The sequence below is a fragment of the Pseudomonas sp. LH1G9 genome (genome assembly GCF_002949975.1).
GTDB lineage: Bacteria > Pseudomonadota > Gammaproteobacteria > Pseudomonadales > Pseudomonadaceae > Aquipseudomonas > Aquipseudomonas veronii.
This window is the reverse complement of the sequence record NZ_CP026880.1, coordinates 5,586,018-5,606,651: the sequence shown is the minus strand read 5'-3', so window position 1 is coordinate 5,606,651 and position 20,634 is coordinate 5,586,018. Positions and strand designations below refer to the sequence as shown.

General features: G+C 62.5%; 18 protein-coding genes. 6 read left to right on the top strand and 12 right to left on the bottom strand.

The window, feature by feature from the left end:
* Window positions 1-17 precede the first annotated feature (17 nt).
* From C5F70_RS25850 to C5F70_RS25840, 3 genes are read left to right on the top strand one after another with little or no spacing between them, the layout of a single operon-like run.
* On the top strand, window positions 18-686 hold the full coding sequence (locus tag C5F70_RS25850) for an amino acid ABC transporter permease (RefSeq protein ID WP_017845134.1): 669 nt from the start codon (window positions 18-20) through the stop codon (window positions 684-686).
* Entirely contained in the window at window positions 683-1,333 is a 651-nt protein-coding gene (locus C5F70_RS25845) for an amino acid ABC transporter permease (protein WP_017845135.1), read from the top strand. Before C5F70_RS25850 ends, C5F70_RS25845 begins: the two co-directional genes overlap by 4 nt.
* Complete coding sequence (locus tag C5F70_RS25840) at window positions 1,320-2,057, top strand: amino acid ABC transporter ATP-binding protein (protein ID WP_017845136.1); 738 nt, start codon at window positions 1,320-1,322, stop codon at window positions 2,055-2,057. The genes C5F70_RS25845 and C5F70_RS25840 overlap by 14 nt, the downstream gene beginning before the upstream one ends.
* Here the strand turns inward: C5F70_RS25840 and C5F70_RS25835 are convergent.
* The 4 genes from C5F70_RS25835 to C5F70_RS25820 form a co-directional block, all read right to left on the bottom strand.
* A complete protein-coding gene (locus tag C5F70_RS25835) occupies window positions 2,029-2,577 on the bottom strand; it encodes a hypothetical protein (RefSeq protein WP_017845137.1) in 549 nt (182 codons plus the stop codon). The two genes, C5F70_RS25840 and C5F70_RS25835, sit on opposite strands and share 29 nt — an antisense overlap.
* Window positions 2,567-5,068, bottom strand: a complete 2,502-nt coding sequence (locus C5F70_RS25830) for a fimbria/pilus outer membrane usher protein (protein WP_177410569.1) — start codon at window positions 5,066-5,068, stop codon at window positions 2,567-2,569. Before C5F70_RS25830 ends, C5F70_RS25835 begins: the two co-directional genes overlap by 11 nt.
* Window positions 5,069-5,075: 7 nt before the next feature.
* Window positions 5,076-5,723, bottom strand: coding sequence for a fimbria/pilus chaperone family protein (locus C5F70_RS25825; RefSeq protein WP_256588432.1), 648 nt, complete (start codon window positions 5,721-5,723; stop codon window positions 5,076-5,078).
* A gap of 175 nt (window positions 5,724-5,898) precedes the next feature.
* Window positions 5,899-6,558 carry a DUF1120 domain-containing protein gene (locus C5F70_RS25820; protein ID WP_017845140.1) on the bottom strand — a complete coding sequence of 220 codons (660 nt, stop codon included), beginning with the start codon at window positions 6,556-6,558 and terminating at the stop codon, window positions 5,899-5,901.
* A 481-nt stretch (window positions 6,559-7,039) separates the two neighbouring features.
* On the opposite strand from C5F70_RS25820, the gene ppx reads away from it, so the two are divergent.
* The gene (gene ppx / locus C5F70_RS25815; protein ID WP_017845141.1) at window positions 7,040-8,542 is read left to right on the top strand and encodes an exopolyphosphatase; all 1,503 of its coding nucleotides are present in this window, start codon (window positions 7,040-7,042) and stop codon (window positions 8,540-8,542) included.
* 108 nt (window positions 8,543-8,650) lie between these two features.
* Here the strand turns inward: ppx and ppk1 are convergent, their stop codons facing one another.
* Window positions 8,651-10,876 (bottom strand): polyphosphate kinase 1, encoded by a 2,226-nt coding sequence (gene ppk1, locus C5F70_RS25810; protein ID WP_017845142.1) that lies wholly within the window; start codon window positions 10,874-10,876, stop codon window positions 8,651-8,653.
* 18 nt (window positions 10,877-10,894) lie between these two features.
* On the bottom strand, window positions 10,895-11,908 hold the full coding sequence (gene hemB, locus C5F70_RS25805; protein WP_057003998.1) for a porphobilinogen synthase: 1,014 nt from the start codon (window positions 11,906-11,908) through the stop codon (window positions 10,895-10,897).
* A gap of 207 nt (window positions 11,909-12,115) precedes the next feature.
* Between hemB and C5F70_RS25800 the strand changes: the two genes are divergently transcribed.
* Window positions 12,116-12,763 carry a DedA family protein gene (locus C5F70_RS25800; protein ID WP_017845144.1) on the top strand — a complete coding sequence of 216 codons (648 nt, stop codon included), beginning with the start codon at window positions 12,116-12,118 and terminating at the stop codon, window positions 12,761-12,763.
* Here C5F70_RS25800 and C5F70_RS25795 read toward each other — a convergent pair.
* Window positions 12,744-13,979, bottom strand: coding sequence for a sterol desaturase family protein (locus tag C5F70_RS25795; protein WP_104904266.1), 1,236 nt, complete (start codon window positions 13,977-13,979; stop codon window positions 12,744-12,746). The genes C5F70_RS25800 and C5F70_RS25795 overlap by 20 nt on opposite strands.
* 115 nt (window positions 13,980-14,094) lie before the next feature.
* Here C5F70_RS25795 and elbB point away from each other — a divergent pair, with 115 nt between their 5' ends.
* Window positions 14,095-14,760, top strand: coding sequence for an isoprenoid biosynthesis glyoxalase ElbB (gene elbB, locus C5F70_RS25790; RefSeq protein WP_104904265.1), 666 nt, complete (start codon window positions 14,095-14,097; stop codon window positions 14,758-14,760).
* On the opposite strand, the gene C5F70_RS25785 is transcribed toward elbB, so the two are convergent.
* The 5 genes from C5F70_RS25785 to C5F70_RS25765 form a co-directional block, all read right to left on the bottom strand.
* Complete coding sequence (locus tag C5F70_RS25785; protein WP_017845147.1) at window positions 14,757-15,212, bottom strand: YaiI/YqxD family protein; 456 nt, start codon at window positions 15,210-15,212, stop codon at window positions 14,757-14,759. The two genes, elbB and C5F70_RS25785, sit on opposite strands and share 4 nt — an antisense overlap.
* Window positions 15,213-15,214: 2 nt before the next feature.
* Window positions 15,215-17,110: an FTR1 family protein gene (locus C5F70_RS25780; protein WP_104904264.1), complete on the bottom strand. Its 1,896-nt coding sequence runs from the start codon at window positions 17,108-17,110 to the stop codon at window positions 15,215-15,217.
* A gap of 294 nt (window positions 17,111-17,404) precedes the next feature.
* The gene (locus tag C5F70_RS25775; protein ID WP_026139801.1) at window positions 17,405-18,037 is read right to left on the bottom strand and encodes a LysE family transporter; all 633 of its coding nucleotides are present in this window, start codon (window positions 18,035-18,037) and stop codon (window positions 17,405-17,407) included.
* An 88-nt stretch (window positions 18,038-18,125) separates the two neighbouring features.
* The gene (locus tag C5F70_RS25770; RefSeq protein WP_017845150.1) at window positions 18,126-18,698 is read right to left on the bottom strand and encodes a mechanosensitive ion channel family protein; all 573 of its coding nucleotides are present in this window, start codon (window positions 18,696-18,698) and stop codon (window positions 18,126-18,128) included.
* Window positions 18,698-20,608 carry an ATP-binding cassette domain-containing protein gene (locus C5F70_RS25765; RefSeq protein WP_017845151.1) on the bottom strand — a complete coding sequence of 637 codons (1,911 nt, stop codon included), beginning with the start codon at window positions 20,606-20,608 and terminating at the stop codon, window positions 18,698-18,700. Before C5F70_RS25765 ends, C5F70_RS25770 begins: the two co-directional genes overlap by 1 nt.
* Between the last annotated feature and the right edge of the window lie 26 nt (window positions 20,609-20,634).

Here is a 20,634-nt window from a genome sequence, read left to right as displayed (position 1 = left end):
CGCGACGGAGCTGATTCATGGCCTATCAATTCGACTTTGTGCCGGTGCTGGCCAATACCGACCTGCTGTTGCGCGGCGCCCTGTTCACCCTTGAACTGACCGCGATCGGCGCAATCCTGGGGGTGGCCCTGGGCACCGTCGGCGCAGTAGTGCGGGCGTGGAAAATCCAGCCGTTCGCCTGGTTCTTCGGGGTGTATGTCGAGTTGATCCGCAACACGCCATTTCTGGTGCAGTTGTTTTTCATCTTCTTCGGCCTGCCCTCCCTGGGGCTGAAAATCACCGAGTGGCAAGCGGCGGTATTGGCGATGGTGATCAACCTGGGCGCCTATTCCACCGAGATCATCCGCGCCGGCATCCAGGCGATCCCCGGTGGTCAGCTGGAGGCTGCTGCCGCCCTGGCGATGACGCGCTTCGAGGCGTTCCGCCATGTGGTGCTGCTGCCGGCGCTGGGCAAGGTGTGGCCGGCCCTGAGCAGCCAGATCATCATCGTGATGCTCGGCTCGGCGGTGTGTTCGCAGATCGCCACCGAAGAGCTGAGTTTTGCCGCCAACTTCATCCAGTCGCGCAACTTCCGCGCCTTTGAGACCTATGCCCTGACCACCCTGGTGTACCTGTGCATGGCGTTGATGATTCGCCAGTTGCTCAACTGGATCGGCCGCCGGTTTGTGATGAGGAACAGCCGATGAGTGATTTTTCCTTCTGGGACATCGTGCGCAACCTGCTCATCGGCCTGCAATGGACACTGTTGCTGTCGCTGGTGGCGTTTGTGGGCGGTGGCCTGATCGGCCTGCTGGTGATGACGATGCGTATCAGCCGCAAAGCCTTCCCGCGCAATGTCGCCCGCACCTATATCGAACTGTTCCAGGGCACGCCGCTGTTGATGCAGCTGTTCCTGGTGTTTTTCGGCGTCGCCCTGCTAGGGGTGGATATCTCGCCCTGGCTGGCGGCGGCGATTGCCTTGACCTTGTTTACCAGCGCCTACCTCGCCGAGATCTGGCGCGGCTGCGTCGACTCCATCGCCCACGGGCAGTGGGAAGCCTCGGCCAGCCTGGCCCTGAGCCCGCTGGAACAGCTGCGCTACGTGATCCTGCCCCAGGCCCTGCGGATTGCCGTGGCGCCTACCGTGGGGTTCTCGGTGCAAGTGGTCAAAGGCACCGCGGTGACCTCGATCATCGGCTTCACCGAACTGACCAAGACCGGCGGCATGCTCGCCAACGCCACGTTCGAGCCCTTTATGGTCTACGGCCTAGTGGCCCTCGGTTACTTCCTGCTCTGCTACCCCTTGTCCCTCAGTGCGCGCTACCTGGAAAGGAGACTGCATGCCTCTGCTTAGAATTTCCGCCCTGCATAAGTATTACGGCGATCACCATGTGCTCAAGGGCATCGACTTGACCGTTGAAGAAGGCCAGGTCGTCGCGATCATCGGCCGCAGCGGCTCGGGCAAGTCGACCTTGCTGCGCACACTCAATGGCCTGGAGTCGATCAACGACGGCGTGATCGAAGTCGACGGCGAATACCTCGACGCCGCCCGCGCCGACCTGCGTAGCCTGCGGCAGAAAGTCGGCATGGTGTTCCAGCAGTTCAACCTGTTCCCGCACCTGACGGTGGGCGAAAACGTCATGCTCGCGCCGCAAGTGGTGCAGAAAGTGCCCAAGGCCAAGGCCGCCCAGTTGGCGCGGCAGATGCTGGAGCGGGTCGGCCTGGGCGAGAAGTTCGACGCCTTCCCTGATCGCCTGTCCGGTGGCCAGCAACAACGCGTCGCGATAGCCCGCGCCCTGGCCATGTCGCCCAAAGTGTTGCTGTGCGACGAGATCACCTCGGCGCTGGACCCGGAACTGGTCAATGAAGTGCTTAGCGTGGTGCGCCAACTGGCCAAGGACGGCATGACCCTGATCATGGTGACCCACGAAATGCGTTTCGCCCGCGAAGTCGGGGACAAACTGGTGTTCATGCACCAAGGCAAGGTGCATGAAGTGGGCCCGCCCCAGGCGCTGTTCGCCAACCCCCGCACCCCCGAACTGGCCAACTTCATCGGCTCGGTGGGGCAGCCGGGCTGACCAGCTCGAAGGTGCCCTGCCCCTCCAGCCGCGTTTCATCACGGACCTGCAGGGCATCGGAAGGCAGGTCGATATCGACATCGACCTGGGCCGTCAGGCGCTGGCCGACCAGCGCTTGACCTGCTGCGCGTGCCACCAGGACCTGGCCCGGCAACAACGCCCCGCTGACGGTTTCACCGGGCAGGTGCGCCACCCCCCACTCGACGGTGCGCCCATCGACCTGGGCATGCTTGAGACTCAGGCGCATACGCCCCTGGCGGTCAAACCGGAAACCTTGCCCATCCGCCGCACCGATGAAGCGCAACGCCATCATCGAAGGCTGCGTACACACGACGTTCAGGTGCAGCGTGCGGGTGCCGAGGGCCACGGAGGTGCTTTGGACGACGGCCTCCCTACGAATGACGCCATAGTCGAGGCGCGGCTGGCTCACGGACAACCGGCAGTTTTCAGCGCGCACGCCCTGGGCCATCAACAGCGCGCAGAACAGGACGACGCCCGCGCTTCTCCACTTAGCGGCCATGGCACACCGCCGTCGTGGTCTCATAGAACTTGTCATGGTCAGGCTGGGTTCCGGGGTCAAGGCTCAGTTGGCAGGTGGAAGAGTCCGGCAACGAAACCCGCAGGCTTTGCGACTCATTGACGTCATTCAGGAAAATCATGCCCTCGCCCACCACGCTGGTGAGGAAGCGGCCATCCTGGCCGAATACCGACGCGCCCTGGGGCAACCGCTGACCGTGCTGATCGCTGGCGGTGAGCAACACGCGGCGCACTGTCACCACATCGAACGCGACGGTATTGAAGGACCCACGACCGGCGGCGAGCACCTGGGTGCCGTTCTTCAGGTCAACCCGCCTGGGCAACGACTGCGTCTGCACTTCGACGCGGCTGTTGGCATACGCGGGCAAGCCGGCAATCACGGCCTGCCCGGTGAAGTCGGTCCACACCGGCCCCTGGGGGGTTTCGACTTTCGCGGAGCCGATATCCCCCACGGAGACGATGCCGAACGTGTCCTGCACGGGATAGGGCGAGAAGGTCAGGCCGTTTTCGTGCGCGACGATGCCGCCTTGCAGTTGCCCCGTATAACCGGTGCCCTGGGCATCTCGGCTGACGCCCAGGCCGACGCGGGTGTAGCGCGGCAGCAGGTCCACATGGCCGCGAACCGCTTGTTCGCGGGCGCTGAGGTCGCGCTCGACTCCTACCTCGTAATTCACATAGTCATTGACCCGTTCGCTGAGTGCCGTACCGGCGCGGGACTGGTTACCACGCCGACTGACGTAGCTGTTCACACGACGATCACCGCCCAGCGGCACGCTGATCTGCAACCGTACCGACAGATCATTGTCCACCGTGCTATCGCGCCGGCCGGCGGCAACGCTGGCGTCACGCCGCGGCCGCGTGCCGCCCACCTGCGAGTCGGCGATCAAAGCAACATCGACGTGACTGAACGACTTGTTCCACGAAGCAAACACATGTTCGGCCGTTTGCCGGTCAAATTGCGCGCTGCGCGAATAACCCAGGGAGAACACGCCCAGGGTTGGATCGGCCCAGCTCATGCCCGCCGTGTACTGGTTCTTGAAGCGCGAACCCAACTCGTCGGCCTTGAACGAGCGGCCCGCTTCAAGCACCTCGCGATACCCCCGGGTCTGGGTGGTGGCGCTGAAGTTGACGTCTATATTGGCGTAGACCGGGCTGCTCGCGGACACGCTGCTACGCGAACCCGACACCGCGTTACGGCCGTCCCGGGACACATTGTGGCGAGCGCCAACCGCAACCCGCTGGAAAAAGACGCTGCTCAGGGTGCCGCCTGCCGACCAGTATTCATCGGTGCTCAATAAGCCAAACCCCGCCGACGATTCACGCCCCAGACCCCAGGTGCCGCTGCCCATGGCGACCACCGGCGACGGCGCCCGCGCGTCGATGTTTTCGCGCACCTTGCCGAGCGAAAAATAATAGCCGGGCGCCGCCGGGGCTGCCCCCGCGAACGAAGCCGCCGGCACCACGAAACTGCGCTTGGCGCCGCGTACATCGATCACGCTGACTTCGAGGTCGCTGGTGCCATTGAGCAAAGGCAACCCGGTCAGCCGGAAGGGGCCTTCGGGCACCAGCGTGCTATGGATCAGCACGCCAGACTGGCGCACTTCAATCCGCGACTGACTCTGGGCCAGCCCCTCGACCACCGCATTATTGCCGCCCGCCGGCACCCGCGACTGGCCATCGGGGGAAAACTGCACACCGGACAACTGGATGCCGCCAAACAGCGGATTGTTGCTGGAGAGCTGGCCCACCTGGAACGTCGATCGCAGCACGGCCAGATCCCGCTGGGCGAAGGCGTACAGGTGCTCGGTGCGCGCGTCGCCATTGTCGGACACATAGAATTGGCGGCTGCGGACAATCCAGTCGCCCAGGTTGAAGCCTGCTTCGGTGTAGGCCGACACGAACCGGCTGGACTCACTGCGCGAACGGTTGTCGAAACCCAGCACGTCATAGTTGAACATCGCCGCTGCGCCACCCTGGGCAAAGTCCCCGGCCTCCCACTGGGGTTCACGCAATGAATGGGTCGGCACTACCAGTGCCACCTCATCGATGCCGGGCCGGAGCCGAACCATCGTCGTCGGGAAGGCGCCCAGAAAGTCATGGCAGGCCTGGTCCGGTGAGGCGCCTTTGCGGACAACGGCGCGGGGCTGCACCAACCCGGCTTTCTCGAGCAAGCCCGGGGTGAAACACAATTGCCCCTGTGCGTCGAACCGCGCATCGACTGACCCGAGCGGGTTCCCGTTGACCCGCAGCCCCACCACCTGGACGCCTTCGCGAAAACGCGCCGCACTGCGGAAGTAGTCGGAGACCTTCGGGTCAATACCGTGGGTGGTCAGCGCCGCGAGGTCGAAACCCTCTCCCAACTCGAGTGCCGGAGCCAGGCCGGGCAAGCTCCACAGGGTCGCAAACCCGATGAGCAGCGTGGGGCGGCGAGACCGGATGGAAACCGCAGGCGTGTTACTCGACAGGTTTTTCATAAGCCGCTCAACCCCCATCGGTACTGATCGGGGCGCGGTAGCTGTCCACCGAAAATCCATAGACCGTGGCGGGCTGGATCTCGACTTCGGCCAAGCCGTCCAATGTTCCGTCAACCTTCGCCGTCAACGCCTCCCCCGGCAAAATGTAAGCACGCGGCAACGTCGCCAGAACCCGCTGGGGCAGCAACTGCACCTCCGGCGCCAGGCGCACCACATAAGCACTGTCGTTGTGAACAGCCAGCATCTCTCCTGCCCGCCGCCACTTCAGCAGCTCCCAGGGCGTGTGATGTTGAGGCAAGCCTTTGGGGTGCAGGATCAGCGGCAGATTCTGCCGAAGGGTGATACCGATGGTCGCACCCCCTGCAGCACGCGCCTGCGGAATACCCTCGAAGGACACACGCTTCAAGCGCTGGGTCTTCAGCGGTGCGTCCAAGGTGCTGATGAAACGCACCAACTGGGTTTCACCGGGCTCCACACGCGCAATAGGCGGCGTGACAATCAATAGGGGCTCTACGTCTTCGGGCACGTTCAGTACGACTGAATGAAGCAGCGCCGGCCCCGAATCGGTGTTCTTGATATTTATCGTGGCCTCGCCTTGTTCCTCATAAAGAACCACAACCGAGGTTTCCGGCAACATTCCGTCCGCCAATACCATGCCGGTAAAACACAGACACACACTTGCACACAACAACAGCAGATTATTTATTACTGAAAGACTACGCACTCAGTGTTCCCCGCAGACCATGAAGTTGGCAATTGATAGCCAAGCACCCACATGAAAACAGCCGATCAGAACGCGTGCGTTCTTTGATCGGCTGTATTTCAGCCGCTTAGAGGTAAACCAAAGTAAGCGTTGCGCGACCATCAAGAGTAACGTCGCGAGCCAGGTTCAAGTCTTGGCCTTTGTTGATCACGGCCCGTACTGCAATAGTCCCGGTCAGTTGAGAGAGTTCGGCCGGAATGAGCGAAGTGCCACTGCGCCACGAAGATTGGTTAGGCGATTTCGCGACTTTGCCATCACTGCTCTGCCAGGCCGCGCCTTCGCCGACACGTGTAAGAGCCGTCAGCGTTTTGCCCGGCGACCTGAGGTCCCTGAGCGTAACCGCATAGCCACCGGTATTTTTGCCAGCGACCGAACCCAAGCCGAAGTTATGCACCTCGGTATAACCTGCGCCAAGGGCGCTGAGAATGCCCGTTACCCTGCTGCCGGCCTGCAGGTCGGTGAAGGTCAGCCCGAACGGAGCGCTGCCGGTGCCGCAATTGACGGACAGGGGCGTGGTCATTTCCCGAAGCGGGTTGAACGCCGTCTGGGAGAGTTGGCCCGAAGGAATATCGCCGTAATTGATAATGCCGCCGCCAGTCATGCTCAGGTTGCAGGCAGCGGGTTTAATCGTGCCCCTGACGACCAGTTCGGCACTGGTGGATGCGTTAGCACTGATGGCCGCAGCCAGGCAAGCGAGACCGAGAGTCAATCCAACAATTTTTTTCATATTCGACCTGTCACTGAAAGTTATCAGGCGTTCTTTATTTATCTCTCGGCAAGTCCAGCGCCAAACGGCTTATTTCTCCGAACCTGCACGACTATAAATAAATAACACCCAGGCAATATTGCCGGGTGACAGTCTGTCGCTTTGGCACTTCATTAAAGAATCAGATAACACATCAGTTAGTGTGGGAGCCGTAAAAACAAAGAGTCGCCTTTACCCGACCGCGAGGTAGTCCTAAACAAAAAAACCAAAGGAACATCAACAAGCACTCTGTAGGGAAAATCATAAAAAGCTTTACAACAACAACTAGTTAAAAACTCCTACAAAACTAAAACCTCATTCAGTGGATATTTAGAAACCCACCCTACATTTCCCACAAGAATTCCTCGCAGACACCCTTAGGAAAATTACCGGAGCGCTACGCGTTGGCTCCAGCGGTCGATCGTGGCACGATGGTCAGGTTATCGACCGAGACCCTCTAACCATGCCGCAATCCCAAGCCAAGAATCTGTCCCTGATCGCCGCCATCGACCTGGGCTCCAACAGCTTTCATATGGTCGTGGCCAAGGCCCAGAACGGCGAAATCCGCATCCTTGAGCGGCTAGGCGAAAAAGTCCAACTGGCTGCCGGAATCGACGACGCGCGCCAGCTCAATGAAGAATCCATGCAGCGCGGGCTCGATTGCCTCAAGCGGTTTGCCCAGCTGATCAACGGCATGCCCCCGGGTGCTGTGCGAATCGTCGGCACCAACGCGTTGCGCGAAGCCCGTAACCGGGGCGAATTCATCCGCCGCGCCGAGGAGATCCTCGGGCACCCGGTGGAAGTCATCTCCGGACGCGAAGAAGCGCGCCTGATCTACCTCGGCGTGTCCCACACCCTGGCCGACACCCCCGGCAAGCGCCTGGTGGCGGACATCGGCGGCGGCAGTACCGAATTCATCATCGGCCAGCGCTTCGAGCCGCTGCTGCGCGAAAGCCTGCAGATGGGCTGCGTCAGCTATACCCAGCGTTATTTCAAGGACGGCAAGATAACCCCGGCGCGTTATGCCCAGGCCTACACGGCGGCGCGGCTGGAGATCATGAGCATCGAGCACGCCCTGCATCGCCTGTCGTGGGATGAAGCGATCGGCTCGTCCGGCACCATCCGCGCCATCGGCCTGGCCTTGAAAGCCGGCGGCCATGGCACCGGCGAGGTCAACGCCGAAGGCCTGGCGTGGCTCAAGCGCAAGCTGTTCAAGCTGGGAGATGCCGAAAAAATCGACTTCGATGGCATCAAGCCCGACCGCCGCACGATTTTCCCGGCGGGCCTGGCGATTCTCGAAGCGATCTTCGACGCCCTCGAACTGCAACGCATGGACCACTGCGACGGCGCCCTGCGCGAAGGCGTGCTTTACGACCTGCTCGGCCGTCATCACCATGAGGACGTGCGTGAGCGCACCCTCAGCTCGCTGATGGAGCGCTATCACGCCGATCTGGAACAAGCGGCCCGCGTGGAACGCAAAGCCCTGCATGCCTTCGACCAGGTGGCCGCAGACTGGGACCTGGAAGACGGCGTATGGCGCGAACTGCTGGGCTGGGCGGCCAAGGTGCATGAAGTGGGCCTGGATATCGCCCACTACCATTACCACAAGCACGGCGCCTACCTGATCGAGCACTCCGACCTGGCTGGTTTCTCCCGGGAAGACCAGCAGATGCTCGCGCTGCTGGTACGCGGCCATCGCCGCAATATCCCCAAGGACAAGTTCGCCGAATTCGGTGACGAAGGCATCAAGCTGATCCGCCTGTGCGTGCTGCTGCGCTTTGCGATCCTGTTCCACCACATCCGTGGCACCCAGGAAATGCCCCAGGTGACCCTGCGCGCCAGCGGCGACAGCCTCGACGTGGTGTTCCCGGAAGGCTGGCTGGAGGAGAACCAACTGACCCAGGCGGACTTCGCCCAGGAAGCGGAGTGGCTGACGCGGGTGGGGTTCAGCCTGAACGTGCGCTAACTAAAGAACACCGGAAACAGATGTGGGAGGGGCGGTGGGTCAGTCACTTGGTACTTTGACTGAACTGCCGCCATCGGGGGCAAGCCCCCTCCCACATTATTAGGTCGGTTAATTCACTGCGAGAATCGGGCTACCCAGCCTCTCCAGCAAGGTGGCCTGGGCGCTGCGCGGGTTCTGGTTGCCGGTCGGCGTGTTGCGCACGTAGCGGCCGTCCGACTGCAGGCTCCAGCTGTGGGTGTTATCGGTGAGATAACTTTCCAGCTCTTTCTTGACCCGCATGATCAGCTTCTTGCCTTCCACCGGGAAGCACGTCTCCACGCGCTTGTCGAGGTTGCGCTCCATCCAGTCGGCGCTGGAGAGGTACATCTGCTCTTCCCCGCCGTTGAGGAAGTAGAACACCCGCGTGTGCTCCAGGAAGCGCCCGATGATCGAGCGCACATGGATGTTGTGCGAGACCCCGGCGATGCCCGGCCGCAGGCAGCACATGCCGCGTACCACCAGGTCGATACGCACGCCGGACTGGCTGGCCTTGTACAGCGCGCGGATGATCTTCGGATCGGTCAGCGAGTTGAACTTGGCGATGATGTGCGCCGGTTTGCCGTCGAGCGCGAACTGGGTCTCGCGGGCGATCATGTCGAGCATGCCCTTCTTCAGGGTGAACGGCGCATGCAGCAGCTTCTTCATGCGCAACGTCTTACCCATGCCGATCAACTGGCTGAACAACTTGCCGACGTCTTCACACAAGGCGTCGTCGGAGGTCAGCAGGCTGTAGTCGGTGTAGAGCTTGGCGTTACCGGCGTGATAGTTGCCGGTGCCCAAGTGCGCGTAACGCACGATCTCACCGGCTTCGCGGCGCAGGATCAGCATCATCTTGGCGTGGGTCTTGAACCCGACCACACCGTAGATCACCACCGCGCCGGCCGCTTGCAGGCGGCTGGCCAGTTGCAGGTTGGACTCTTCGTCGAAGCGCGCGCGCAGTTCGATCACCGCGGTGACTTCCTTGCCATTACGCGCAGCGTCCACCAGGGCGTCGACGATCTCCGAGTTGGCACCGCTGCGGTACAGGGTCTGGCGCACGGCGAGTACGTGCGGGTCCTTGGCGGCCTGGCGCAACAGGTCGACCACCGGGGTGAAGGACTCGAACGGGTGCAGCAACAGAATGTCCTGCTTGCTGATCACGCTGAAAATGTTTTCGCTGTTTTGCAGCAGTTTCGGGATCTGCGGCGTGAACGGCGTGTATTGCAGCTCCGGGTGGCTGTCCAGGCCGGTGATGCTGAACAGACGCGTCAAGTTGACCGGGCCGTTGACCTGGTACAGCTCGCTCTCGCCGAGGTTGAACTGCTTGAGCAGGTAGTCCGACAGATGTTTCGGGCAGGTGTCGGCCACTTCCAGACGCACCGCATCGCCGTAGCGCCGCGAGAACAGCTCGCCGCGCAAGGCGCGGGCCAAGTCTTCGACGTCTTCGGAGTCCAGCGCCAGGTCGGCGTTACGGGTCAGGCGGAACTGGTAGCAGCCCTTGACCTTCATGCCCTGGAACAGGTCATCGGCGTGCGCGTGGATCATCGACGACAGGAATACATAGTTATCGCCAGCGCCCCCCACCTCTTCCGGTACCTTGATGATCCGTGGCAGCAGACGCGGTGCCGGGATGATCGCCAGGCCGGAGTCGCGACCGAAGGCGTCGATACCTTCAAGCTCAACGATGAAGTTCAGGCTCTTGTTGACCAGCAACGGGAACGGGTGAGTCGGGTCGAGACCGATCGGCGTGATGATCGGCGCGATCTCGTCGCGGAAGTAGCGACGCACCCAGGTCTTGATCTTGGTGGTCCAGTGACGGCGACGGATGAAGCGGACCTGATGTTTTTCCAGTTCCGGCAGCAGGATGTCGTTGAGGATCGCGTATTGGCGATCCACATGCCCGTGTACCAGCTCGCTGATGCGCGCCAGGGCTTGATGCGGTTGCAGGCCATCGGCGCCGGCCTGTTCACGGGCGAAGGTGATCTGCTTCTTGAGGCCGGCGACGCGGATCTCGAAGAACTCGTCCAGGTTGCTGGAGAAAATCAGCAGGAATTTCAGGCGTTCCAGCAACGGGTAGGACTCATCCAGCGCCTGTTCCAGCACGCGGATGTTGAATTGCAGTTGTGACAACTCACGGTGGATGTACAGGCTGCTGTCATCCAGGTTGGTCACCACGGCAGGCGCTGGCGCCGGGGCCGGCGCTTCGGCGACCACCACCGGCGGCGCCGGCTCCGGCACCGGCGGGGTCTCGGCGACGGATTCGACCACCGGGTGGGCGTCTTTTACGGCAACTTCTGAGAGTCCTTCGGTATTCATCGAGTGTTCCTGTGAGGGCTATTGTTGCTCTCTAAGCAATTGGGCAGCGCGGGCGGCGAAGTAGGTCAGAATGCCATCAGCGCCAGCACGTTTAAAGGCTGTCAGGGATTCGAGGATCACCCCTTCACTCAACCAACCATTCTGGATCGCGGCCATGTGCATGGCGTATTCACCGCTGACCTGATAGACAAAGGTCGGCACCTTGAATTCCTCTTTGACCCGATAAAGGATGTCCAGGTAAGGCATCCCGGGCTTGACCATCACCATGTCGGCGCCTTCGGCCAGGTCGGCGGCCACTTCGTGCAGGGCTTCATGGCTGTTGGCCGGGTCCATCTGGTACGAGGCTTTGTTGGCCTTGCCCAGGTTCAGGGCCGAGCCCACCGCATCGCGGAACGGACCATAGTAGGCGCTGGCGTATTTGGCCGAGTAGGCCATGATCCGCACATTGACGTGGCCGGCCAGTTCCAGGGCTTCGCGGATCGCCTGGATGCGGCCGTCCATCATGTCCGACGGCGCGACCACCTGGGCCCCGGCGGCGGCATGAGACAAGGCTTGCTTGACCAGCGCGTCGACGGTGATGTCGTTCTGCACGTAGCCGTCTTCATCCAGGATGCCATCCTGCCCGTGGGTGGTGAACGGGTCCAGGGCCACATCGGTGATCACCCCCAATTCCGGGAAGCGCTCACGCAACGCACGGGTGGCGCGCTGGGCGATCCCTTGCGGGTTCCAGGCTTCGGCGGCATCGAGGGACTTGAGTTCAGCAGGCGTGACAGGGAACAGCGCCAGCGCCGGAATCCCCAACTCGACCCAGTTCGCCGCCTCTTCCAGCAGCAAATCAATGGTCAAGCGCTCGACACCCGGCATCGACGCCACGGCTTCCCGACGGTTTTCCCCGTCCAGCACAAAGACCGGCAGGATCAGATCGTTCGTGGTCAGTACGTTTTCACGGACCAGACGGCGAGAAAAATCATCACGACGGTTGCGACGCAGACGGGTCGCGGGAAACAGGCGATTGGCAGGGGTAAAGCTCACGACAGACTCCTGAGCCCGCGTTTACGGGCGAGTGTTGCAGTTATAAGCGGCCATTATGACGAAGGTATGACAGTTGTGCTTAACGATGCGACCTGTAGTCGCATTCGGCGTTTCTGTAGGAATTGTTCACTTCGTGACACATCTCGATACTTTCACGAATGATCGCGAAGGCGTAGGCTGCGCGTTCATTTCGCCAGCACCCAGACCATGCTTCAACAATTTCTGCATGACTTCGGCTACTTTGCCCTCTTCCTCGGGACGTTCTTCGAAGGCGAGACCATACTCGTTCTCGCAGGCTTCCTGGCGTTCCGTGGGTACATGGATATCAACCTGGTGGTGGTCGTTGCTTTTTTTGGCAGCTACGCCGGCGACCAGCTTTGGTATTACATGGGGCGCAAGCACGGCCGCAAACTGTTGGCACGTAAACCGCGCTGGCAATTGATGGGCGACAAAGCCCTGGAACATATCCGCAAGCACCCGGATATCTGGGTGTTGAGCTTCCGCTTTGTCTACGGATTGCGCACGGTGATGCCCGTGGCGATTGGCCTGTCCGGCTATCCGCCCTTGCGCTACCTGTTACTCAACGGCATTGGCGCGGCGGTCTGGGCGGCGGCACTCGGCGCGGCGGCGTACCATTTCGGCGCGGTGCTGGAAGGCATGCTGGGCAGCATCAAGAAGTACGAGCTGTGGGTGCTGGGTGCGTTGTTACTGCTGGGCCTGGTTCTCTGGCTGCGGCGGCGGTTCAAGAACGCGCGCATCGCCCGTCAAGCCTGTGCCGACGCCAAGGCTCGACTGGCGGCCGCACAACTGAGTGAGACCAGCCCGGCCGAGCCGCCTAAGACGCCAGTCGAGTAAGCCGGCCTCGGCAGCAGTAGAGGCCAATCAGGCTCAGCAAGCTGTAGCTCAACAGACCCGGCCAGCCCAGGTGGCTGGCCGGCCAAAGCCCGACCAGCGGCGCCAGCCATACCAACGGCACATTCAGGCCCAGACGCACCAGTTCCGCCTTCAACGCCCACGGGCGGTTCTCCAGGGCGACGCCCAGGCTGAACAGGCCCAACGCCATTGCACTCCAGCCCAGCACCAACGCCGCCGTGGGCAGCCCTTCGCCGACGTTCATCAAATAACTGCCAAACCCCACATACACCGCGAATTGCACGGCGACGTACACCTGTTGCCGCGTATCCAGCGGCACCTCGAACTTGCGGAACTGGCTCAAGTCCGGCTTGGTCAACGGGTAGTTGGCCTTCACGTCGGCCGGCCGCCAGCCGGTACGCATGAACCAGATGCGCAGCTTGTCCCAACGGCTTTGCGTGCGCCGCGCGTCACTCCACAACTGCGCATAGAACTGCAGGTTGGCCCACAGCGGGTTCCAACTGGCCAAGGGGGTGGTGACGCCAAAGATCACCGGCTCGTTTTCGTCTTCTTCCTGAAACGAGCCAAACAGCCGGTCCCAAATAATGAACACCCCGCCGTAGTTGCGATCCATGTAGAGAGCGTTCTGTGCATGGTGGGCCCGATGATTGGATGGGGTGACGAAGAACCACTCGAACCAGCCGAGCTTGGGCACATGGCGGGTGTGGACCCAGAATTGATACAGCAGGTTGAGCGAGGCGACGCTGATGAACACCACCAGCGGCACGCCGAGCACGGCCAGAGGCAGATAGAAGATCCAGCTCAGCAGAAAGCCGGTGCTGGTCTGGCGCAAGGCGGTGGTGAGGTTGTAGTCCTCGCTCTGGTGATGCACCGAATGCGCGGCCCACAGGATATTGCGCTCGTGACCGCAGCGATGCAGCCAGTAATAGCAGAAGTCGTAGAACACAAAGGCGAACACCCAGGTCCAGACGCTCTCGGCCGACAGCTCGATCAGCGCCAGGTGCTTGAGGGCGAATGCGTAGGTCAGCAATCCCACGCCCTTGGTCAGCAGCCCGGTGGTGGTGGACAGCACGCCAGTGCTGAGGCTGTTGATGGCATCCGCCACCCGATAATTGCGCGCGCCGCGCCAACAGTCGACGAACAGTTCAACCACGATCAAGGCGATGAAAAACGGTACCGCGTAAGGCACGAAGTCCATGGGCTAGTCCGGTCTGTTTTTATTGCATCAAGATTAGGGGCTGCGGCGGGAGTTCCCATTGGCAACAGATGACAAATTAGTAGACATTTAACGCCATGAATCAGGAGAAATGCCCATGAGCAAAAAGATTGCAGTGATCCTTTCCGGCTGTGGCGTGTACGACGGCGCAGAAATCCATGAAAGCGTGATCACCCTGCTGCGCCTGGATCAGCGCGGCGCTCAGGTCCAATGCTTTGCACCCGACATCGCGCAGTTGCACGTGATCAACCACCTCACGGGCGAAGAAATGCACGAGTCGCGCAATGTGCTGGTGGAGTCCGCCCGCATTGCCCGGGGCGACGTGAAAGACATTCGTGAAGCCAACGCCGAGGATTTCGACGCGCTGATCGTGCCTGGCGGGTTTGGCGCGGCGAAGAACCTGTCGAACTTTGCCAGCGCAGGCGCCGGTTGCAGCCTCAACCCGCAGGTATTGGCGCTGGCCGAAGCCTTTGCCGAAGCGGGCAAGCCGCTGGGACTGATCTGCATCTCGCCGGCCCTGGCCGCGAAGATCTATGGCCCGGGAGTGACCTGCACCATCGGCAACGATGCCGACACCGCCGCCGTGCTGGACAAGATGGGCGCCCACCACCAGGCATGCGCGGTGGACGATATCGTCGAAGACACCGCGCGCAAGCTGGTCAGCACCCCCGCCTATATGCTCGGCAAGAACATCAGCGAAGTCGCGTCAGGCATCAACAAGCTGGTAGATCGGGTGCTGGAGCTGACCCACGAAAACGACTAACCGGCCCGCATCAAGCGTGTGAGCAGGCGGTCGAGTGCGTTGGCGAACGCTTGCTTGTCCTTTTCCCCATGGGGCGGTGGACCACCGCCCATCTGGCCTTGCTCGCGCAGATCGGTGAACAGGTTACGCACCGCCAGCCGCTCACTCATGTTCTGCGGGCTGAATTCCTTGCCGCGCGGGTCGAGGGCCGTCACGCCGTTCTTCACCAGGCGGTCAGCCAGGGGCACGTCGCTGCAGATCACCAGCTCACCGGGCACCGCGTGCTCCACCAGGTAGTCATCCGCCGCGTCCGGGCCGCTGGGCACCACGATCAGCTTCACGCAGGCAAAGGCCGGCTTGATCTGGCTCTGCCCGGCCACCAGCACCACCTCGAACTGACGCTTGAGGGCGAACTTCACCACCTGGTCCTTGGCCGCGCGCGGGCAGGCATCGGCGTCGATCCACACGCGCATGCTTATGCCGCCAGCCGGCGCTTGTCGGCGATCCGACTGCGGCCATACATCACCATAATCGCCAGGATCGCCACCACCTGCGCACTCAGCGAGTAGGCATCGGCGTGGATACCCAGCCAGTCGAAGTCAAAGAACGCCACCGGCCGCGTGCCGAAGATGCCGGCTTCCTGCAACGCCTTCACGCCGTGCCCGGCGAATACCACCGACAACGCACACAGCAGCGCCGCGTTGATCCCGAAGAACAGCGCCAATGGCAGCTTCGCCGAACCGCGCAGGATCACCCACGCCAGGCCCACCAACAGCACCAGCGCCGTGGCGCCCCCCCCCAGCACGGCGTTGTGCCCGGCCGGGCCGGCTTGCAACCACAGGGTTTCGTAGAACAGGATCACTTCGAACAGCTCGCGGTACACCGAGAAGAACGCCAGCAGCGCGAAGCCGAAACGGCCACCGCCGCCCACCAGGCTGCTCTTGATGTAGTCCTGCCAGGCCGCTGCGTGGCGCCGGTCATGCATCCACACGCCGAGCCACAGCACCATCACACTGGCAAACAACGCCGTGCAACCTTCGAGCAATTCGCGCTGGGCGCCGCTCACATCAATCACATAGGCCGCCAACGCCCAGGTGGCCAAGCCGGCCAACAAGGCCAGGCCCCAGCCGACGTGGACGCCGCGCACCGCCGATTCCTGGCCGGTGTTACGCAGGAAGGCGAGGACCGCCGCCAGCACCAGGATCGCTTCCAGACCTTCGCGCAGCAGGATCAGCAAGCCTGAGATAAAGCTCAACGACCAGCTCAGGCCATCGCCGCCCAACAAGCCGGCAGATTCGGTGAGCTTGCCCTTGGCGGCGTCCAGGCGCTGCTGCACCTGTTCGAGCGGCAAGCCGTCCTGCAACGACTGCCGATAGGCCATCAGGGCCTTCTCGGTGTCTTTGCGCACGTTGGCGTTGACGTTGTCCAGGGAGCTTTCCACCAGCTCGAACCCTTCCAGATACGCCGCTACCGACAGGTCGTAGGCTTGCTCATGGTCACCGTTGCGGAACGCCGCAAGGCTCTTGTCGAGGGTCGCGGCGGTGTAGTCGAGCAACTGCGCCGGGCCACGCTTGACCTGCGGCGGCTGGGCACGCTGAGCGCGGAACGTCGCAGCAGCAGCCGGGCCGTTGGCGGCCAACACTTCATTGGGGGTCTGGCGGGCCAGGTCGGCGAGGTTGAACGGTTGCGCGCTCTTCGCAGCAGCCGGGTCGGCCGTGAAGCCGGCGATGTAGGTGGCCAGGTCCCAGCGCTGGCGTTCGTCCAGTTGGTCGGCGAAGGACGGCATGTCCGTGCCTTCGACGCCCAGGCCCAGCGTGTTGTAGATCGCATAGAGGCTCAGGCGGTCCAGGCGCTCCGCGTTCTGCAGGTTCGCCGGCGGCGGCGTCATGCCGACACCCGCCGGGCCATCACCGGCGCCGGCCGTGCCGTGGCAGACCGAGCAGTGCTGGGCATACAGTGGTGCGCCGCGAGTCGGGTCGGGCGTAATCGCCGGGGCCTGGCTGACTTCATACGCCGCCGCGAGCTTGGCGCCCAACTGTCGGGCCTGGTGCGCCACGCTGGCGCCTTCCTGACGAGCGGTCACGGCCGCGACCAATTCATCGACCCCTTTGACCAATTCCGCGCGCTCGGGCTTGGACGGCAGCTCAGCCACCAGGCCCTGCAATACCCCCAGAAATTCCACCTGCTCACGGTATTCCGATTCATCGACGACCTTGCCCGCCGCTACCGTCGGCGGATAGTCCGCGCCGATGTAGTCCAGCAAATGCAGGGCTTTCGTGGCGCCCTCGGCAGGCGCGGCCAACAGATTGAAGCTGCACGACATCAACGCCGGCAATAGCAGCCAGGCGAGAAAACGGAAGGGGGCAGTCATGAACGAATCTCAAAGGGAAATACGAAGTAACACATTGTTGAGCTTTATGAGATTTGACTCAAGGTGTAAGTGATTTGTATTTTGAGTAACAGAGTAGATTGAGCTGTAGCAATGACGCCACGCCCGACGATTCTGCGCTGAACCCAACGCGCACAGACAACGCAAAACCAATGTGGGAGCGGGCTTGCTCGCGATAGCAGTGGGTCAGCCGACTGACTCGGTGACTGACACTCCACTATCGCGAGCAAGCCCGCTCCCACATTGTCGATCCGGTTTCTTCAGCCCGGTCCGGGTTCAAGCCGTCGCGCGATGCAAGCTGGCGAGGAAGCCCGCAGCCCCCACGAACAACCCGGCAAACGTGCGGTTCATGCGTTTTTGCTGCTTGGGCGTGCGCAACAGGCGCAAGACTTTCGACGCCAGGCCGGTATAGCCCGCCATCACGATCATATCGACGCTGATCATCGTCGCGCCGAGGATCAGGTATTGGATCAGCAGCGGCGCCTGCGGGTTCACGAACTGCGGCAGCACCGCGAGCATGAACACCAACGCTTTGGGGTTGCTGGCGTTGACCAGAAAGCCACGGAACATCATCGCCATCGGCTTGCCGATCGGCCGTACTGCGGCGTCATCGGTCATGTCCATGGGCAGCGCGCGCCATTGCTTGACGGCCAGGTACACCAGGTACGCCACGCCAAACCATTTGATCGCATAGAACGCGGTGGACGACGCCGCCAGAATGGCTCCCAAGCCGCCCGCGACCACGGCGATCTGCATCGCCAGGCCGATTTGCAGGCCGATGGCGTTCCAGTAGCCGCGCAGGAAACCGTATTGCAGGCCACTGGACATCGAGGCGATGGCGCCTGCGCCAGGAGAAAGGGAAATGATCCAACTAGCGAGGAAAAAAGCCAGCCATGTGTCGAGTGCCATTGCACACCTCAGCAGCGAGTTTGCGGTTGTGCCTTAAGCTAACGCTGCCGACCGAAGGCTGGCTATAGTTTTTTGCAAGATGTGAACGCTAGCGCTCGCCCGGGAGGACAGCACTGTCGCGCCAGCGGCGCACCGAGCGTTGGAAGAACAGGCTATTGGGCACCTGCACCGTCACGCCGCCGGTCCCCGCCTCTTCGACTTCGATCAGCGTGGTGTAAAGCAGGTTGATCGCCACTACCCGGCCTTTGACGCCGGGCTTGTCGACGGTGTCCACCAGCTCGACCACATCACCGAGGCGGAACGGCCCGACGGTGAAGATCAGGATCGCGCACAACAGGTTGGACAACACCGACCACATGGCGAAAAACGCCACCGCCGCCACCGCGACAAACCCCGACAGCGCAGTCCACAACACCGTGGCGGACACGCCCAGGCGCTCCAGCACGAAGATCAGCGCACTGCCCATGATCAGCCAGCGCAAGCCGCCACGCAGCGGCATCAACAGCTGCGGCGGGAAGGGGTAGTGCTCGCCGAGGCGGGTCAGGCCTTTGGCGACAAACCGCTGGGTCAGGTAGCCGGCCAGCAGGATCAGCAGGATTTGCACGCCGATCCACACGGGCGCGACCCATTGCGCCGGCAGCGGCAGTTGCAGCGCGTCCATCAGGACAGCGCCTCCAGCTCCGCTTGCAGGCTTTCGAGCAGTTCGAGGGCTTCCATCCAGCTTTCCTCCAACTGCCCTTCACGGACCTTGAGCTTGGCCTGCTCGGCCAGCAGATCGCGCAGTTCATCCTTGCGCGCGGCTTCGTACACGGCACTGTCGCCCAGGCTGGTTTCGATCTTGGCCAGGCGCTCGTGGACCTTGCCCAACTCGGCTTCCAGCTTGTCGGCTTCGCGCTTGTGCGGCGCCAACTGCTGACGCAGGGCGGCGGCGGCCTGGCGCTGGGCCTTCTTGTCGGTTTTGTCCGGGTTGACCGGGGTGTTGCTGGTCGGCGCGTTGCGCAGGCGGTATTCCGTCAGCCAGCGCGCGTAGTCATCGAGGTCGCCGTCGAACTCTTCGACTTTGCCGTCGGCCACCAGCAGGAAGTTGTCGGTGGTGCTCTTGAGCAAGTGGCGATCGTGAGACACCACCAGTACCGCACCGCTGAACTCCTGCAAGGCCATGGTCAACGCCAGGCGCATTTCCAGGTCGAGGTGGTTGGTCGGTTCGTCGAGCAGCAACAGGTTCGGCCGGTCCCAGGCGATCAACGCCAGGGCCAGGCGGGCTTTTTCGCCGCCGGAGAAATTCAGCACCGGCTCATCGATGCGCGCGCCACGGAAGTCGAAGCCGCCGAGGAAGTCGCGCAATGGCTGCTCGCGTTCGGTCGGCGCCAGGCGCTGCAGGTGCAGCAACGGGCTGGCCTTGGCGTCCAGGGAGTCCAACTGATGCTGGGCGAAGTAGCCGACCACCAGGTTCTCGCCACGGGTCAGGCGCCCGGCCAGGGGTTGCAGCTCGCCCGACAGGTTCTTGATCAGCGTCGACTTGCCCGCGCCGTTCGGCCCGAGCAGGCCAATGCGCGCGCCCGGCGTGAGTTGCAGCTTGACCTTCTCGAGGATGGTTTTCTCGCCATAGCCCAGGCGGGCATCGGACAGGTCGAGCAACGGGCTGGAGATCTTCACCGACTCGCGGAACACGAAATCGAAAGGCGAATCGACGTGGGCCGCCGACAGTTCTTCCATGCGCTCCAGCGCCTTGATCCGGCTCTGGGCCTGGCGGGCCTTGGTGGCCTGGGCCTTGAACCGGGCGATGTAGCTTTCCATGTGCGCGCGCTGCGCCTGCTGCTTCTCGAACGCCTGCTGTTGCTGGGCCAGGCGTTCGGCGCGGGCGCGTTCGAACGCGGTGTAGCCGCCACGGTAGAGGGTGATTTTCTTCTGTTCGACGTGAGCGATGTTGTCGACCACGGCGTCGAGGAAATCCCGGTCGTGGGAAATCAGCAGCAAGGTGCCCTGGTAGCTCTTGAGGAAATCCTCCAGCCACAGGATCGCATCGAGGTCCAAGTGGTTGGTCGGTTCGTCGAGCAGCAACAGGTCCGAGGGGCACATCAGTGCCTGGGCCAGGTTCAGGCGCATGCGCCAGCCGCCGGAGAAGTCGGCGACCGGGCGGTCCATCTGTTCGTTGGTAAAGCCAAGGCCGGCGAGCATCTTGCGCGCACGGGCGTCGGCGGTGTAGCCGTCGGCGCTGTCCAGTTCCGCGTGCAGGCGGGCTTGAGCGGCGCCGTCCTGGGCTTTCTCGGCCGCGGCCAGGTCGTGTTGCACCTGGCGCAGACGCAGGTCGCCATCGAGCACGTAGTCGATCGCGATGCGGTCCAGGGTGTCGATCTCCTGGCGCATATGGGCGATGCGCCAGTCGGCCGGCAGCAAGCAGTCCCCGGAGTCCGGGGTCAGCTCACCCAGCAACAGGGCGAACAACGTGGATTTGCCGGCGCCGTTGGCACCGATCAGGCCGGCTTTGTGACCGGCGTGCAGGGTCAGCTCGGCGTCTTCGAGAAGACGTTGCGGGCCACGCTGTAATGTTAGGCTTTGAAGTCGGATCATAATGGCGGCGGAGTCTACCAGCTTCG